This window comes from Bradyrhizobium sp. 195, from assembly GCF_023101665.1.
Lineage (GTDB): Bacteria > Pseudomonadota > Alphaproteobacteria > Rhizobiales > Xanthobacteraceae > Bradyrhizobium.
In genome coordinates this window covers 2,090,854-2,107,003 of sequence record NZ_CP082161.1, presented here as the reverse complement: position 1 = coordinate 2,107,003, position 16,150 = coordinate 2,090,854, and the positions used below count along the sequence as shown (strand labels likewise).

The 16,150-nt window shown below is 64.5% G+C and carries 20 protein-coding genes; all 20 read right to left on the bottom strand.

All coding sequences use genetic code 11. The features are described 5' to 3' along the window. Positions 1–4: 4 nt before the first annotated feature. Entirely contained in the window at positions 5–697 is a 693-nt protein-coding gene (locus IVB26_RS09790) for a hypothetical protein (protein WP_247971471.1), read from the bottom strand. Beyond that, entirely contained in the window at positions 694–2,319 is a 1,626-nt protein-coding gene (gene fliF, locus IVB26_RS09785) for a flagellar basal-body MS-ring/collar protein FliF (RefSeq protein WP_247971470.1), read from the bottom strand. The genes IVB26_RS09790 and fliF overlap by 4 nt, the downstream gene beginning before the upstream one ends. Before the next feature lie 307 nt (positions 2,320–2,626). Beyond that, a complete protein-coding gene (locus tag IVB26_RS09780; RefSeq protein ID WP_247971469.1) occupies positions 2,627–3,538 on the bottom strand; it encodes a flagellin N-terminal helical domain-containing protein in 912 nt (303 codons plus the stop codon). A gap of 267 nt (positions 3,539–3,805) precedes the next feature. Beyond that, the gene (locus IVB26_RS09775; protein WP_247971468.1) at positions 3,806–4,711 is read right to left on the bottom strand and encodes a flagellin N-terminal helical domain-containing protein; all 906 of its coding nucleotides are present in this window, start codon (positions 4,709–4,711) and stop codon (positions 3,806–3,808) included. 230 nt (positions 4,712–4,941) lie between these two features. Further along, positions 4,942–5,682 carry a flagellar type III secretion system pore protein FliP gene (gene fliP, locus IVB26_RS09770; RefSeq protein ID WP_247971467.1) on the bottom strand — a complete coding sequence of 247 codons (741 nt, stop codon included), beginning with the start codon at positions 5,680–5,682 and terminating at the stop codon, positions 4,942–4,944. After that, positions 5,679–6,122: a flagellar basal body-associated FliL family protein gene (locus IVB26_RS09765; protein WP_247971466.1), complete on the bottom strand. Its 444-nt coding sequence runs from the start codon at positions 6,120–6,122 to the stop codon at positions 5,679–5,681. Before IVB26_RS09765 ends, fliP begins: the two co-directional genes overlap by 4 nt. Before the next feature lie 39 nt (positions 6,123–6,161). Continuing rightward, positions 6,162–6,863 (bottom strand): flagellar basal body L-ring protein FlgH, encoded by a 702-nt coding sequence (flgH, locus tag IVB26_RS09760; protein WP_247971465.1) that lies wholly within the window; start codon positions 6,861–6,863, stop codon positions 6,162–6,164. Further along, the gene (locus IVB26_RS09755; RefSeq protein WP_247971464.1) at positions 6,864–7,643 is read right to left on the bottom strand and encodes a MotE family protein; all 780 of its coding nucleotides are present in this window, start codon (positions 7,641–7,643) and stop codon (positions 6,864–6,866) included. A gap of 67 nt (positions 7,644–7,710) precedes the next feature. Continuing rightward, positions 7,711–8,841, bottom strand: a complete 1,131-nt coding sequence (gene flgI, locus IVB26_RS09750) for a flagellar basal body P-ring protein FlgI (RefSeq protein WP_247971463.1) — start codon at positions 8,839–8,841, stop codon at positions 7,711–7,713. Beyond that, entirely contained in the window at positions 8,838–9,314 is a 477-nt protein-coding gene (gene flgA, locus IVB26_RS09745; RefSeq protein WP_247971462.1) for a flagellar basal body P-ring formation chaperone FlgA, read from the bottom strand. Before flgA ends, flgI begins: the two co-directional genes overlap by 4 nt. Before the next feature lie 13 nt (positions 9,315–9,327). Beyond that, positions 9,328–10,116, bottom strand: coding sequence for a flagellar basal-body rod protein FlgG (gene flgG, locus IVB26_RS09740; protein WP_063201481.1), 789 nt, complete (start codon positions 10,114–10,116; stop codon positions 9,328–9,330). A gap of 18 nt (positions 10,117–10,134) precedes the next feature. Then, positions 10,135–10,464: a flagellar hook-basal body complex protein FliE gene (locus IVB26_RS09735; protein WP_247971461.1), complete on the bottom strand. Its 330-nt coding sequence runs from the start codon at positions 10,462–10,464 to the stop codon at positions 10,135–10,137. 2 nt (positions 10,465–10,466) lie between these two features. Then, a complete protein-coding gene (gene flgC / locus IVB26_RS09730) occupies positions 10,467–10,883 on the bottom strand; it encodes a flagellar basal body rod protein FlgC (protein WP_100174722.1) in 417 nt (138 codons plus the stop codon). Positions 10,884–10,894: 11 nt separating this feature from the next. Further along, positions 10,895–11,296, bottom strand: a complete 402-nt coding sequence (gene flgB, locus IVB26_RS09725; protein WP_247971460.1) for a flagellar basal body rod protein FlgB — start codon at positions 11,294–11,296, stop codon at positions 10,895–10,897. Between the two features lie 64 nt (positions 11,297–11,360). Then, positions 11,361–12,446: a flagellar biosynthesis protein FlhB gene (gene flhB, locus IVB26_RS09720; RefSeq protein WP_247971459.1), complete on the bottom strand. Its 1,086-nt coding sequence runs from the start codon at positions 12,444–12,446 to the stop codon at positions 11,361–11,363. Between the two features lie 13 nt (positions 12,447–12,459). Continuing rightward, entirely contained in the window at positions 12,460–13,500 is a 1,041-nt protein-coding gene (locus tag IVB26_RS09715) for a flagellar motor switch protein FliG (RefSeq protein ID WP_247971458.1), read from the bottom strand. Between the two features lie 2 nt (positions 13,501–13,502). Beyond that, the gene (gene fliN / locus IVB26_RS09710) at positions 13,503–13,892 is read right to left on the bottom strand and encodes a flagellar motor switch protein FliN (protein ID WP_247971457.1); all 390 of its coding nucleotides are present in this window, start codon (positions 13,890–13,892) and stop codon (positions 13,503–13,505) included. 76 nt (positions 13,893–13,968) lie between these two features. Continuing rightward, positions 13,969–14,283 carry a hypothetical protein gene (locus tag IVB26_RS09705; protein ID WP_247971456.1) on the bottom strand — a complete coding sequence of 105 codons (315 nt, stop codon included), beginning with the start codon at positions 14,281–14,283 and terminating at the stop codon, positions 13,969–13,971. Beyond that, a complete protein-coding gene (locus IVB26_RS09700) occupies positions 14,264–15,205 on the bottom strand; it encodes a flagellar motor switch protein FliM (RefSeq protein WP_247971455.1) in 942 nt (313 codons plus the stop codon). The genes IVB26_RS09705 and IVB26_RS09700 overlap by 20 nt, the downstream gene beginning before the upstream one ends. Continuing rightward, a complete protein-coding gene (motA, locus tag IVB26_RS09695) occupies positions 15,202–16,098 on the bottom strand; it encodes a flagellar motor stator protein MotA (RefSeq protein ID WP_247971454.1) in 897 nt (298 codons plus the stop codon). The genes IVB26_RS09700 and motA overlap by 4 nt, the downstream gene beginning before the upstream one ends. Positions 16,099–16,150: the final 52 nt, after the last annotated feature.

The window sequence follows — 16,150 nt, the reverse complement described above, 5'->3', positions numbered from 1 at the left end:
CGGATTACCGGCGCGCTTCCTTCAGGCGTTCGCTCCAGGCCGAGATTTGCGTCTCGATCACGGTCTGATCGGCCACGACGCGGACCTCCAGCGCCTCGGCAGCCTCGTATTCGATGCCGACTCGCCTGGACGCCTCGAGCTGTGTCTTCACGAGGTCGAGCAGCTCGCTTGGGCCGGTGACCTTGAACGCCGGCACCGACGAGTTGCCGGTCAGCGCCGCGATCTGCTCGACCAGCGATCCGATCGCCTTGTCGCGGACCGCGTCGGCGAGGAACGGCAGCAATATCCGCGCAACGGAGCTTGCGATGTTGGTCTCGATCTCGCGGCAAGCCGCCTCAAAGCCGCCGACGATTGCGACCGCCTGCTGGTCGGACCATTTGGCGCGCTCCTCGCCGAGCCGGATCGCGCTGCGGACGCGCTCCTCGGCAAGCCTGGCATCGCCCTCCGCGACGCCGGCCGCATGGCCGCGCCGGTAGGCATCATCCAGGAGATTGGCCGCCGGGGCTTCCGCCTTCGGCGCCGGAGGCGGCGACTGAGGCAGAGGCTGCGGGTGAGCCTGAAGCTGCGGTTGAGGCTCGCGCACGATCTCCTTCGGCCTGGTCAGCACGTCCTGGATCCTGGGCGGAGGAGGCGGTGGTGCCTTGGCCCGGCCGTTCGCGTCGAACTGCGTCAGGAGCTTTCCGATTGCCGCGTTCATGCCGCCTCCTCGCGTCGCATCCAGTCTTTAAGGATCGCCGCCGCCTGCGTCTGATCGAGCCGGACGATCTGCTCCAGCCGCTTCTGCGGCGTTCGCTGCATCTTGCCTTCGAGGTCTTCGACGAGATTGAGCTCGGGGTCCTGACTCTCGGCCAATGCGAGGGCCGTAGCAGCCTCAAGCTCCGCGGCCTCGGCGGCCTCGACCTGCTCCTGCTCCGCGCGATGGGTCAGAATGCCGTTCACCGCCGGCCGCAATCCGAACCAGACCAGCATCGAAGCAACGGCCAGGATCGTCACCGCGTTGATGACGCTGCCGAGCTGCTTGTTGATCATCTCGACGAAACTGATCGGGGGCACCGGCGCCAGCTCGCGCGAGCCCTCGATGAAGTCGACGGCCGTCACCTGGATCTGGTCGCCGCGCTGCTTGTCCAATCCGCCGGCCGTCGCCGCGAGCTGGCTGATCTCGGCGAGCTTGCTGTCGACGATGGCCTGGTTGCTCTTGTCACCGAGATCGGCGACCAGCCGCGCGCGATTGACCAGGACGGCGATGAAAAGCTTCTTCACCAAATAGCCGTCGCTCACCGTCGTCGTGGTCTTGGACGAGACCTCGAAATTGGTGACGTCCTCGCGGCGGGTCTTGTCCTCGTTGGAGTTCTTGCCGCCGCCGGCGTTCACCTGCTGATCGGGAAGATTCTGCTGCACCGTCGTCGGCGTCGAACGGTCGGCGTTCTGCGAGGATTCCTTCTCACGCACGTTCCGCACCGAACGTTCGGCGCGGCCCTCCGGATCGTAGACGGTTTCGTTGATCTGACGTTTGTCGGTGGAGAGCTGCGGCGCGACGCTGACCTCGAAATTGTCGAGGCCCAGATACGGGGTCAGCGCCTTGCGGATGTTCTCCTGCACCATGCCCCCGACCGTTTTCTGAAGGCTCGCCATCTTGGTCGGGGCGGCGCTGGCCTCGTCCTCTTCGGCGAGCAGCATCGAGCCGTCGGCGTCCAGCACCGTGACCTTGTCGCGGTTCATGCCGGGAATGGCGGCGGCGACGAGATGACGGATCGACTGCGCCGTGCGCGCCTCGATTGCGCCGTCGGTGCGCAGCACGACCGAGGCCGAAGGCGGCTGCTGCGTCGCCCGGAACGAGCCGCGCACGGGCATCACGATATGCACCCGCGCCGCCTTGACGCCCTTCATCAATTGTACCGTGCGCGCGATCTCGCCTTCCAGCGCCCGGAGCTTGGTGACCTCCTGCATGAAGGAGGTCAGGCCGAGCGAGCCGATCTTGTCGAACAGCTCGTAGCCGGAATTGGCACTGGTCGGCAGCCCCTTCTCGGCGAGCAGCATCCGCGCCTGCATGGTCTGGCTCGGGCGCACCGAGAGCGCGTCTCCGGCCGTATTGACGTCGAAGGTGATGTTCTGCTCGCGCAGCGCCGCGCCCATGCGCGTCACGTCTTCGCGGGTGAGACCGGTATAGAGCGTCTCGAGTTCGGGGCGGCTCAAATAGTACGCGCCGCCGACGACGGTGACGAGAACGGCAAAGCCGATCAATCCCAAGGCCATCAGGCGTCGCGGCCCAAGCTCCAGCAGATTGTTGAGCAGTTGCTGTACCTGCGCACGACTGAGCATATGACCTCGTACCAATGCGAACGGTGAGGACACTCCGCTGCCAACCTTGTCTGAAGGTTGCGCGAGGACAGGATTGTGTCAGTTCGCAGGCACGGCGTTGCAATTTTACAAGAAGCGGGGGCGACGCGATCGGCTTGACGTCAACGCGCGGACGACCGGGCGCAGGACAGCGCTCTCGGTTGCGGCGTGTCGTATGAAGCCTGGCGTCGGGATTGCGATTGCGGGCACGCCTCGTGCCGTCACGTCCGCCGGTCACGGCGGGGACCGTGCTCCCTCAAGGGAGCACGGTCGTTTTCGAAGCCGTCGCTTAGCCGCGGAACAGCGACAGGATGCTCTGGCTGTTCTGGTTGGCGATCGAGAGCGCCTGAACGCCGAGCTGCTGCTGGGTCTGCAGCGCCTGGAGCCGGGTCGATTCCGCGTTCATGTCGGCGTCGACGAGCTGGCCGATACCGCGATCCACCGAGTCCATCAGCGACTTCACGAATTCCGTGTTGTTCGAGATGCGGTTCTTGATGGCGCCGAGGTTGGCAGCGGACTGGCTGACCGTGTTGATCGCGGTGGTAACCTGCGCGATGTAGCCGTCGATCATGGTCTGGTGGGCGGCCGAGTCGGTCAGCGCACCGATGTTGATGGTGTCGACCGAGGCGCTGCCGCTCACCGTGTCGAGGATGCCGGCCGTGGCCGAGGTGTAGAGCGAATAGTTGGCAACCGTCACCGTGATGGTGTTGATCGTGGGCGTGCCGCCGACGCGCGAGAACGACGACACCAGGTTGACCGTCGCCGGGGTCGAGGCGTTGGTGCTCAGCCAGTTCACGCCGTTGAACGTCGCTGCGTTGGCCACGTTCTTCATGTCCTGCTGGATCTGGGTGATTTCAGCCTGGATCTTGGTGCGGTCGATGCCGGCGGTCTTGGCTTCGACCAGCAGCGCCTGGAGCTTGGTCAGGCCGGAGTTCTGGTCGCCGATGACCTTGTTCAGGGCGGTGTATTCGGTGTCGACGGTCGCGGCCGACAGACCGAGCGAGTCGGAGACGGCGGAGAGCGCGGCGTTGTCGGCGCGCATCGAGGTCGCGATCGACCAATAGGCCGAGTTGTCCGAAGCGGTCGAGACGCGCTGGCCGGTCGAGATGCGGTTTTCGGTCGTCTGCAGGCTGGCGCTGACATTCCGGAGGGTCTGGAGCGCAGTCATTGCAGCGGAGTTGGTAAGCAGGCTGGAAGCCATCTTTGATGTCCCTTTGAAAGCAGATTGGATTTTGGGGACATACCGGGCTTGCACCGGTACGACAGGGCGGCATCATGCCTTTGGGCTGCGGAAATGCGCGTGAACCCAATCCGTCGTAACGGCCAGACTAGCCGGAGAAGCTTGTGCGAGGCTTGTGGCGCCGTGATCCCTTTGCAACAAGCAGCCGCAATCATGGCGGCGGCATCGCGCCAAACAAAAGGGCCGCGCTTCTGACGAAGCGCGGCCCTCCCTAGGATCGTCCTGGCCTTAGCGGAACAGCGACAGGATGCTCTGGCTGTTGTTGTTGGCGATCGAGAGCGCCTGAACACCGAGCTGCTGCTGGACCTGGAGAGCCGCCAGACGGGTGGACTCCTGGTTCATGTCGGCGTCGACGAGCTGGCCGATACCGCGATCCACCGAGTCCATCAGCGACTTCACGAACTCCGAGTTGTTCGAGATACGGTTCTTGATGGCGCCGAGGTTGGCGGCGCCCGAAGACACCGTGCCGATCGCTGCGGTGACCTTCGCGATGTAACCATCGAGAATGGTCTGGTCAGCGGCCGAGTCGGTCAACGCGCCGATGTTGAGGCTGTCGACCGACGCGCTGCCGCTCACCGTGTCCAGGATGCCGCTCGTGGTCGAGGTGTACAGCGAGTAGTTGGCGACGGTCACCGTGATCGAGCTGGTGGTCGGCGTGGAGCCGACGCGCGAGAACGACGACACCAGATTGACGGTCGTCGGCGTGGAGGCGTTGGTGCTCAGCCAGTTGACGCCGTTGAAGGTCGCCGCGCTGGCGACGTTCTTCATGTCCTGCTGGATCTGCGTGATTTCCGACTGGATCTTGCTGCGATCGATACCGGCGGTCTTGGCTTCGACCAGCAGCGACTGGAGCTTGGTCAGACCGGAGTTGCTGTCGCCGAGCACCTTGTTCAGAGCGGTGTACTCGGTGTCGACGGTCGCGGCCGACAGACCGAGCGAGTCGGAGACGGCAGAGAGCGCGGCATTGTCGGCGCGCATCGAGGTCGCGATCGACCAGTAGGCGGCGTTGTCCGCGGCCGTGGCCACGCGCTGGCCGGTGGAGATCCGGCTCTGCGTGGTGGAGAGTTGCGAGCTGACAGACCGCAGGGTCTGGAGCGCGGTCATGGCAGACGAGTTCGTGAGCAGGCTTGACATTGCGAATGTCCCTTTATGTACGCGTTACATTTTCATCAGGGGACATACCGGGCTTGCACCGGTACGGAGGGGCGGCATCATGCCTTTGGACTGCTGTGGGTGGGGTCCAACCCGCCGTGACGCATTGCTAGCACGCCGAATCTTGCTTCCGGATTAAGATCGGCCTGAATTCAGCAGTAAAATCATATGGTTAATATTACTTTCCGCTAACCATAACCGCTTGGCCGACGTTACGAGAACGAGCGCACCAATCCGGAGGCGAGCAGATTCCAGCCGTCGATCAGCACGAAGAACAGCATCTTGAACGGCAGCGCGAGGATGGTCGGCGGCATCATCATCATGCCCATCGACATGGTCAGCGTCGCCACGATCATGTCGATCACGAGGAACGGCAGGATGATGAGGAAGCCGATCTCGAAAGAACGCCTCAGCTCGGAGATCATGAAGGCCGGGATGATGACGCGCAAATCGACGCGCTTGTCGTCGAACTTCTTGCGAAAGCTCTCCGCGGCGAGCGACTCGAAGGTCTGCAGATCCTTGTCGCGGACATGGGCCAGCATGAACTCGCGGAACGGATCCGTGATCTTCAGATAGGCTTGTTCTTCCGAGATCTCGTTCTTCATCAGCGGCTGGACGCCGGTCTCCCAGGCACGGTCGAAGGTCGGCGCCATCACGTAGAAGGTCATGAACAGCGCGAGGCTGATCAGCACCAGATTGGCCGGCGTGGTCTGCAGGCCGAGACCGGCGCGCAGGAACGACAGCGCCACCGCAAATCGCGTGAAGCTCGTCACCATGATGAGCAGTCCCGGCGCCACCGACAGCACCGTGACCAGGGCCATCAGCTGGATGATCCGGCCGCTGGTCGAACCGTTTCCGGGCGGCAGCAGCGAGTTGAGGTCCGGAATCTGGGCGAGCGCCACTTCAGGCAGCACCACCAGGATCAACGCGAGCAGCAGGACTTTCACTCTCACTGGATCACCAACGTCTCAATGATCAATTCGCGGACCTTGCCGGACGAGCGGATGCTGGCGCGCTCGGTCAGGTCGTCGCGCAGATGCTGGAGCCCGCGCGATCCCTCGAACTGCGCGACCGAGGCGGACCGCAAGTAAGTGACGATGTCCTCGCTGATGTGCGCGGCCAGGATGCCGGCCTCCTCGTCGTTCATGCTCTCGGTCACCATGGAGGCCTCGATCCGGGCCCAATTGTTGGCGGGCGCGGCGAGATTGGTCACGATCGGGGACAATTTCCGCAAGCGCGGGCTGCCGGCGTAACTCGACGCAAGCGGCGGCGGGGTCGCGCTTTTCTTCGCGTCGGCAGCGCGCTCGGCGGCCGCAAACAGATGCAGGCCGGCCAGCGCGCCCGCGCCGACCGCGACAAGGGTCAGCACCACGATGGCGGCAATCAGGCGCATGACGTCCCCTGCCCTTGCGCGGCCTCGCCGGCGCAGATCTCAGAATGGTGCCACGGCATCATAGATCCGATGTCCCCATCCAGGCTGCTGCACGTCGGACAGATTTCCGCGACCGCCATAGGACACGCGCGCCTCGGCGATCTTCTCGTAGGAGATCGTATTGGTGCGCGAGATGTCGCGCGGGCGCACGATGCCACCGACGTTGAGCACGCGCATCTCGGTGTTGACGCGAAATTCCTGCGAGCCGCTGATCATCATATTGCCGTTCGGCAACACGTCGGTGACGATGGCGGCGATCGAGAGCTTGATATCCTCGGTGCGATCGATCTGGCCGTTGCCCTTGATCTGGGTGTTGGTGCTGAGATTGGCGTTGGCCGAACCCTTGTCGTTCCACCCAGCGACGTCCATCAGCCAGTCGAGCCCGAACTTGACCTGCGAATCGCGCGAGCGGCCGGTCTTGTTGTCGAGCTTGGCCTTGTCCTGCATCGAGATGATCACCGTCACGACGTCGCCGGTGCGCCGGGCGCGCGGATCGCGGTAGAGATCGGTGCCGTCGTCCCAGGTCGAGCGATAGCTGACGGGCGTGCGCATGCGCGGCGTCACCGGGATCGGATCGGCCTGGGTCCGTAAGCCGGCGCCGACCGGCGACATTTGCGGGCCGGTCAGGACCTCGGACGGGTCATGGAAGCATCCGGCCAGAAGCATGGAGGCCAGCGGGAGGATGAGGATCGGCTTCTTCATCTATTTGGTCTTTCCGTCATCCACGCGGCGCATTCCGCCCAAGAGGTCGGCGAGGTGCGCTGCGCGTGCCGTGTCCATCTCGTTGAAGATTGCGCTCGAGCTCCTCGGGCTGAGCTTGGCGAGCACGGCGGCGGCGGTCTCGTCGGCCATGCCGGCAATCTGGGTCGCTGCAGCATCGGGCTTCATGCGCGAATAGATCTCGACGACGCTCGCTTCGGCCTTCTTCAGGAAGTCGTCGCGCAGCGCCATCCACTTTTCATATTCGGCTCGCTTGGCCTCGACCTCGGCGATCCGTTCGCGGAGCAGGCTCTCGGCCTTTTCCAGCTCCTTGAGCTGCCAGGCCAGCCTCGCATCGACGGCGGGATCGGCAACGTTGCTGCAGAACAGGGCGACTTCGTTGTCGGCGGTCGCCGCGGCCTGCGGCGGCGCAGGCTTCGGCGGCGCCATGACGCTGCCGGGCTTGGCCGGACGGACCGTTGCCGGTGTGGGTGCGGGCGCAGCCGCTGGCGCAGGCGTCTCGGCATCGGGCACTGCGCCGGTGATCGCGGGTCCCGACTCCTCGGCCGCCCACGCCGTCGCCCGGACCGACGCATTTTCGCCTGGCATCGCCGTGACCGGCTGCGGCTTCTGCGGTCCGGACGCGCGGGCGCGCGCGAAGGAGAGCAGGTTGAGCGGCTTCGATGGCTTGGCTTCGTCCAGGGCCAGCACGGGCGAGGCACCCGCGAGCACTGATGCCGCGACCAGCAGGAGAAATTTAGCTTTGTGATCCAGCTTCAACATCGGGCCGCGTGCGATTCTCGGTCGAGACCTGAGCATTGAGCGACCAAGCTTGCACGACGCTTATGCATCATTGCACGATGACATCGGCCTGGAGCGCGCCAGCCGTCTTGATCGCCTGGAGGATCGCGATGATGCCGGACGGTTTCAGGCCGATCTGGTTCAGCCCGCGCACCAGGCGCTGGAGATCGACCCCGCTGAGGATCGCCACCTGCGCTCCGGCCTCGTTGGCCTCGACCACGGTCTGCGGGACCACCACCGTCTGGCCTCGCGAGAACGGCGCCGGCTGCGATACCACGGGCATCTCCGTGACACGGACCGTCAGATTGCCATGCGTCACGGCGACGGTCGATATCCGCACGTCGCGCCCGATCACCACCGTGCCGGTGCGCTCGTTGATCACCACCCGGGCCGGCGTGTCCGGCTCGACCGTCAGCTCGCCGATCTCGGCGAGGAATCGGACCGGGCCGATGTGGCGCGGCTTCGACAGCACGATGTTGCGGTAGTCGCGCTCGAAGGCGATCTGGGCGCGGTATCGTCCGCCGGCGTAGCGGTTGATGGCGTCGAGGATGCGCGTTGCCGTGACGAAATCGGGGTTCTTCAGCTCCAGCACCAGGAACTCCATCTCATGGAGACTTCCCTGCACCTCGCGCTCAACCAGCGCACCGTTCGGGATGCGTCCGGCCGTCGGCGTGCCCTGGCTGACGTTCTGCGCCTGTCCTCCGACGCTGAAACCGGCGACCGTGATCGCGCCCTGCGCCACCGCATAGACGGCGCCGTCCGCCGCGCGCAGCGACGTCATGACCAGCGTGCCGCCGAGCAGCGAGGTCGCATCGCCGAGCGACGACACGGTGACGTCCATGCGCTCGCCCGGGCCGATCGAGGGTGGCAGGTCCGCCGTCACCATCACGGCCGCGACGTTGCGCGTGCGCAGCGTCGTCGGACGCGTGGGATTGTTGGTGCTCGTGGTCTCGTTCCTGACATTGATGCCCATGTTCTCGAGCATCGATTGCAGGGACTGCTCCGTGAACGGAGCGTTGCGAAGCGTATCGCCGGTGCCGTTCAGGCCGATGACGAGGCCGTAGCCGACGATCTGGTTTTCGCGCAACCCCTTGATGTCCGCGATGTCCTTGATACGGACGGCGGCATGGGCGCTGGCGGCCGAAAGCAGCAGGACGAGCGCAAGCAGGATCCTGGTCATGACCCGTCCACGACCTTGACGGTGCCGTCCGGCTGGACGATGCCCCTGATGATCACCCCGGTATCGGTGTTGCGCACCGGGATGAGCGCGCCGGCCGCACCCGACTGCATCGCCGAGCCGTAAGTGACGATCGACAGGCCGCTGTCTTCCACCACGACCTTGACCTGGGCGCCGCGGGCGACGGTCCAGGGATCCTCCACTGCATTGCTGGGAATGGGCTGGCCCGGCAACAGCGCGCGCCGCGCCATGCGGCTGACCAGGACCTGGCGTCCCTCGATAAACATGGCAACGCCGAGCAGGCTCGTCGCGAAGGCGCGCTCGGTGATCATGTCGTCCCGGATCAGCTCGCCGGCGCGGATCGAAACCGCCGGCACGGGAAGCCGCTTCTCCTCGGCCACGGCGAGGCGCGCCGAAGCCAGAATCAGCAGCACGGCGGCCAACCCGCGCTTGATCAGGCCCACCCTGTTCAACATCGAGACACCGGAACTAGCGCATGCCCTTCGAGACCGTCTGGGCCATTTCGTCCGAGGCCTGGATGACCTTGGCATTCATTTCGTAGGCACGCTGCGCCGAGATCAACTCCGTGATTTCCTTGACCGGGTCGACGTTTGAGGCTTCGAGATATTTCTGGTTGATTTTGCCGTATCCGGAATCGCCCGGCAGGCCGACGACCGGCGTGCCCGACGCCGTGGTCTCCTTGTAGAGATTGCCGCCCAGCGGCTCCAGGCCCGCTTCGTTGGCGAAATTGGCGAGATTGAGCTGGCCGATCTGGCGCGGGTTCACTTCCGTGTCCAGCTTGGCAAACACCTGGCCGGTGGCATTGACAGTGACCTCGACCGTTCCCTGCGGCACCGTGATCGCGGGATCCAGCAGATAGCCGTCGATGGTGACGAGCTGGCCGTTGGCGTTGGTGTTGAACGAGCCGGCGCGGGTGTATTGCACCTCGTTGTTCGGGCCAAGCACCTGAAACCAGCCGCGGCCATTGATCGCCATGTCGTAGGGGTTGCCGGTCTGCGTCAGCGCGCCCTGGATGTGCAGCTTGCGGATCGCCGCCGACTTGACGCCGAGACCGAGATTGGCGCCTTCCGGGATCGGCGAGGAACCGTTGACGTTCGCCACGCCCTGCATGCGGTCCATCTGGTAGAACAGATCGGTGAACTCCGCGCGTGCCCGCTTGTACGACGTCGAGTTGATATTGGCGATGTTGTTGGCGATGACTTCGATGTTGGTCTGCTGGGCGTTCATGCCCGTGGCCGCAATGGCGAGCGATTTCACTTGCGTTACTCCTTCAGATCAAATCGACATCCGGACGACTTCCTGGTAGGCCTGCACGACCTTGTCGCGAACCGCGACCGCGCTCTGCAGAGCCTGCTCGGCCGACATCAGCGCCTCCACGACGCGCCGCGTCGATTCCTTGCCCTGCATCGCCGAGATCGACGCCGCTTCGCCCGCCTTCAGCGTCCCGATCGCGTCCGTCGTCACCTGCTTCATCACCGATTCAAAGCCGACATCGTCGGAGGGCTGGATCGCGGTCGGCGCCGCGGGCGCGATGGCCTGCGTCTCGGTCGCGCGGCTCGCCGCCTGTCCTGCGGAGATCGCCGTGGATGAAATCGCCTCAAGCATTGTCAGCTCCTCAAGAGATCGATGGTCATGCCGAGCATCGACCTGACCTGTTTCACGACCTGGAGATTGGCTTCATAGGACCGGTTGACTTCGCGCATGTCGGCCATCTCGATCATCATGTTGACGTTCGGCAGCTTGACGTAGCCGGCCTTGTCGGCGGCGGGATGCCCGGGATCGTACTCGACGCGGTATGGCGTGGTGTCGACGCCGATTTCCTTGACCTTCGCGAGCTGCGAGCCCGAGGCGCGGTCCATCGCGGCATCGAAGGTGATGGTCTTGCGCTGATAGGGATCGGCGCCGGCGGTGCGCCCGGTCGAGGTCGCGTTGGCGAGATTCTCCGAGACGATGCGCATGCGCGTCGATTGCGCCTCGAGCCCGGAGCTCGCAACAGTCAGAGAGGCGCTCAGTGAGTCCAGCATGTCAGTTCACCTCAGGCCTTGGCACCGGCCAGGACCATGCGGTGGAACGACCGCACGATCGCCGAGTTCATCGAATAGTCGCGGCTGACGTCGCTGCCCTTGATCATTTCCTGCTCAAGGCTGACCGAGTTGCCGGAATGAACGACTTCCCAGCTGTCCTTCTTCGCGGTCGCGCGCGTGTCGGTCTCGGTCGCGGACAATTGCAGGTGCGACGGCGATGTCGTTGCAAGCCGCACCGGCATGCCGTCGAGCACCTTGTTGAAGGGCTCGACGTCGCGCGCCTTGAAGCCGGGCGTGTTCGCGTTGGCGACGTTGGTGGCGATGGTCGACTGGCGGAGCTCGAGGTAGCGCGCCTGCGACGATGCGAGTTCGAAGAGATAAAGCGGTCCCACGATAGCCCCGTTCTGGTCCATTCGGGAGAAGCCTAGGGCGTTAAGCTTTCGTCAAGCTGTTGGGCCGGACGTCGTCCTCGGAATTCTACTGGACCTTCTCGGTGCGCGGCGCCTGCTTCGACTGGAGGAAGTAGATGATCTCTGCGACGGGGCGGAAGAACTCCGCCGGGATCACCTGATCGACCTGGACCGCCTCGTAGAGTGCGCGCGCCAGCGCCTTGTTCTCGATGACGGGGATCCGGTTCTGCTCGGCGACCTCGCGAATCTTCAGCGCGATCACGTCCATGCCCTTGGCCACCACGAGCGGCGCGGGGTTTTCCTCGCGATTGTAACGCAGCGCGATCGCGAAATGCGTCGGGTTCGCGATCACCAGCGTCGCGCGCGATGCGGACGCGATCATCCGCTGCCGCGAACGGTCGCGCGCCAGCGAGCGCAGGCGCGCCTTGATCAGCGGATCGCCCTCGGCCTGCTTGTGCTCGTCCTTGATCTCCTGCTTGGTCATGCGCAGCTCGCGCCGCCAGTGAAAGCGCGCCCAGGCGAGATCAATCGCCACCAGGACGATGGTCGCGATGCAGATCGCCGAGACGATCCGCATCGCGATGTTGAGAATCATCTCCGGCAGCGCGACCGGATCGGTGTACATAGCCTCGAACGCCTTCGCCTCCGATGCGCGCAGAACGAAGACGACCACGGAGGTCACTGCGGCGAGCTTGAACAGCGACTTGGCGAACTCGACGAGCCCTTGCGTTCCGAACAGCCGGCTCCAGCCACCAATCGGAGAGATTCGCGACAGGTCCGGCGTGATCCGCTGCAGCACCAGGCGCGGCGCATTTTGCAGCAGCGAGGCGGCGAGCCCGAATACCGAGAGGATGACGACCAGCGGCACCAGGAAACGCAGCGCCTGGAGGCCGACCACGGTGAGCAGGTTCTGCGCGTCTGCGCCGGTCGAGAGCGGGAAGCCTCCGGGATCGTCCAGCAGGCTCGTCAACGTCGGCGTCAATTGCTGCACGCCCTGACCGATCAGGAACGCCTGAATGACCAGCAGCGCGGCCATCGAGGCAAAAATAGAGGCCTCCCGAGAGACCGGGATCTTGCCCTGTTCGAGCGCGTCACGGACTTTCTTCTCGGTCGGCTCTTCTGTCTTGCTCTCCTGATCGGATGATTCTGCCATGCCCGTTCAGCGGTCAGCGGAAGACCAGCTCATCCTCCTGCTCGGGGTTGAGCTCGATTTCGCCCTTCTCCGCGAGCTCGAGCGCGAGATCGGTGATCACGCGCCGCGCCTCCAGCACGTCGCGCTGGTTCGAAGGCTCACCGATGGCGAGCTCGTGCTCGACAACGCGGCGGACGCGCGAGGCGACCGAGGACAGGATCAGCTCACGGAAATGCTTGTCGGTCCCCTTCAGCGCGATGACGATGCGATCGGTCGGCACCTGGTCGAAGATCATGGTGCGCGCCTTCGGCGTCAGATTGGTCACGTCGTCGAAGGTGAACAGCAGCTCCTTCAGCACTTCGGCTGACTTCGGCCGCTTTTCCGACAGGCTCTTCAGCATGTCCTCGATGTGGCCGCGCTCCATCTTGTTGATGATATCCGCGACGCGGGCGTAGGTGTCGGCGCCGAGGTTGCGGGCGAAATTGAGTGTCAGGTCCTCGTGCAGCGTCTTCTCGAGAACCTTCATCGCGTCGTCGACGATCGGCTTGAGGCTCAGCACGCGCCGCATCAATTCGTTACGCAGGCTCGAGGGTAGCTGACTCATCACCTTGGCGGCGCAAGACGGCTTGACCTTGGACAGAATCAGCGCCGCGGTCTGCGGATGCTCCTTGGACAGGTAGGTCGCCAGCGAGTTTTCCGACACCGACGAGACGCGATCCCACACCGACCTGCTCGAATTGCCGAGCAGGTCCGACATGATCGCCGTCACCTGGTCGGCGGGAAGCACATCGCCAAGCACGGCTTCGAGGCCACCGAGCGTCCCCAGAATGTTCGCGCCCATCGAGAATTGCTGGGCGAACTCCTCGACGATGGATTCGAGCTCCTGCGCCGTGATCGGCCGCAGCTCGGCCGCGGCCTTGGTGACGATGCGAATGTCCTGCGGCTCGAATTGCGCGAGCACGCTCGCGGCCGCCTGCCGGCCCATGGCCAGCAGAAGTGCCGCGACCTTTTCCGTTCCGCCCAGCGTGGCAACGCCTCGCTGCTTGATGGGGGCGATGCCGACCTGTGCCGCCATGGTCAGCTATCACCCTGCCCCAGCGGTCCGACGATCTCCGTGAGCGAGACGCCGAAGCGGGAATTGTCCTCTTCGACGACGACCACCTCACCGCGGGCGACGATGCGGCCGTTGACGACGACATCGACGGGCTCGCCGACCCGGTGATCGAGCGGAACCACGGCGCCGCGACCGAGTTTCATCAGATTCGCGACCGGAATGGTCGCCGATCCCAGCACCACCTGCATGGTGACGGGAATGCGCAGGATGGCATCGACATTGGCGAACTTGCCGCTCTCCTCGGCCGTGCGTGCGGCAATCTCCGCCAGCCGCTCCAGCGGAGAGGTTTCGGTATGGCCCTCGTCGGAGGCCGGGGCTTGCGCGGCAGATTCATAGTCGAAGGATTGCGCCATCTGGTATCGCCTCTTGGTATTTCCGCTCCCGGACCGTCGTGACGTTCCGATCGTATTGGTTCCGCCGGCTTCGGCTTCAGTGCTTGTTCACCTCAGTGCCGCCTGCGGTCGCGGCCGGCACGAGCCCGCTGCGGGCATCGAGCGCCGCGATCGCCTCGTGGGCCTGATCGATCTTGGTGCTCAGCACGTTGGCGAGCCGTCCGAGGTTGGCGGTGGAATCATGCGCCGCTGTGATGACCGTGTCGAAGGCGCCCGCAGTCTCGTGGACGATAGTCGAGAATTCGCCCTGGTAGCTGCGCAGCCGCGCCAGCTCGCGGTGCATCCGGGTCACCCGCATGCTGGTGAAGGCGAGCGCAATCAGCAGCACGGCATCAACGAGATAGGATATCATCGACGAACTCCCGTTTCTGATCGACGGGATCGGCCACCTGCATGGCGTAATAGCCATCAAGCTGGCCGATCTGACACCAGAACAGCACCTGATTGTTGCTTTCGAGCCGGGCGAGCGTGCGCGGCGTGGCTTCGAGCTCGAGCACCTGCCCAACCTTGAACTTCACGACATCTTCGAGGGATATCATCTTCTCGTCGAGCACCGCGCTCAGCGTCACCTCGGTGCGGTGGACCTCGCTCTCCATCTGCTCGCGCCAGCGCGGATCGGTCGTGCGGCCGTCGCTGGCGGTGACGGTTGCAAGCTTCTGCCGCAATGGGTTGAGCGCGGAGTGCGGAATGATCAGGAACATCTGGCCGCCGCGGTAGAGCGCCTGCACCATCATGTTCGCGCAGATCGACATGTTGCTGGCGCGCCCGATCGCCAGCGATGCCATCGCCGTCTCGACCCGCTCGACGCGGAAGGTGACGTTGGACGTTCCGGCAAAGGCGCCCTGCAGGGCCTTGGCGAAGCGTTCGAACAGCGCCTGGACCAGCCGGATCTCGATGTTCGAGAAAGTGCGCTCGACATCGAGCGGCGGTTCCGCGCCGTCGGATCCGAACATCGCCTCGACCATCGTAAACACGAAGTCGCGGTCCAGCATGATGATGACGCGCGAGTCCCACTGCTCGGCATAGAGCACCGCAGCCACCGCGTTGCCCTCGTAGTCCTTGATAATGTCGCCGAGAGGATCGTTGGTGATGCCGTTGACCGAGAAATAGCACGGCGTTCCAGCCATCGGTTGCAGGCTGTCGGTGCAGGATGCCGCCATGCGATCGAAGATCACATTGAGCATCGGCATGCGCTCGATCGATATGCCGGCAGCATCCAGCAGATAGTTCGGAAGCTGCTTCTTCTGATCGACGCCGACGTCTTCCATCATCATGCGCGGGCAGCCTTGGGTTCGGGCTCGGTGACGACGGCCTTGGGACCTGCGATCGTCTCGTTCTCGACGACGTCGATCGACGGCCGTTCGCTGCTGGCGATCATCTTGCGGCCGTGCTCGACGGCGATTTGCGGCATGGCGCCGTTCATGAACGCCAGCAGAGTCTGCTTGACGATGATGTAGGGGCGGCACTTCTTCTCGCGCGTCATCTTGATCTTGATCGCGAAGGGCGAAAGGACGCCATAGGACAGGAAGATGCCGGCGAAGGTGCCGACCAGGGCCGCGCCGATGAAGCCGCCCAGCAGCTTCGGGGATTGGTCGAGCGCGCCCATCGCCTTGATGACGCCGAGCACGGCGGCGACGATGCCGAGCGCCGGCAGCGCCTCGGACACCGTCACCAGCGCATGATAGGGCGCCAGCTTGCTCTTCACGATGGTGTGGATCTCCTCGTCCATCAACGCCTCGATCTCGTGCGTGCGCGCATTGCCCATGATGATGAGGCGGACATAGTCGCAGATGAACTGGAGCAGCGAGGGATCGCCGAGCACACTGGGGAACGCCTTGAAGATTTCGGAGGACGCGGGATCGTCGATATGCGCTTCCACCTCGTTGCGGCCCTTGCCCCTGAGCTCGCGCATCAGGGCATGGAGCGCCCCGAGCAGGTCGAGATAGTAGCGCTCACTCGGCACCGCGCCGGTGATGGCCTGCATGCAGGCCACCCCGGTGTCCACGACCGTCTTCCACGGATTGGCCACGATGAAGGTGCCGACCGCGGTCCCCATGATGATCACGAACTCCCAGGGCTGCATGAGCACGGCCAGATGCCCGCCCATGGCGGCAAATCCGCCGAGCAGCGCCGCTACCGTGATGAAAATCCCCACGAAACTGCCCAACGCGCCGCTCCATCGCCGATCCCATCGGGAATACCTAGTCGGCGAGCCTTGC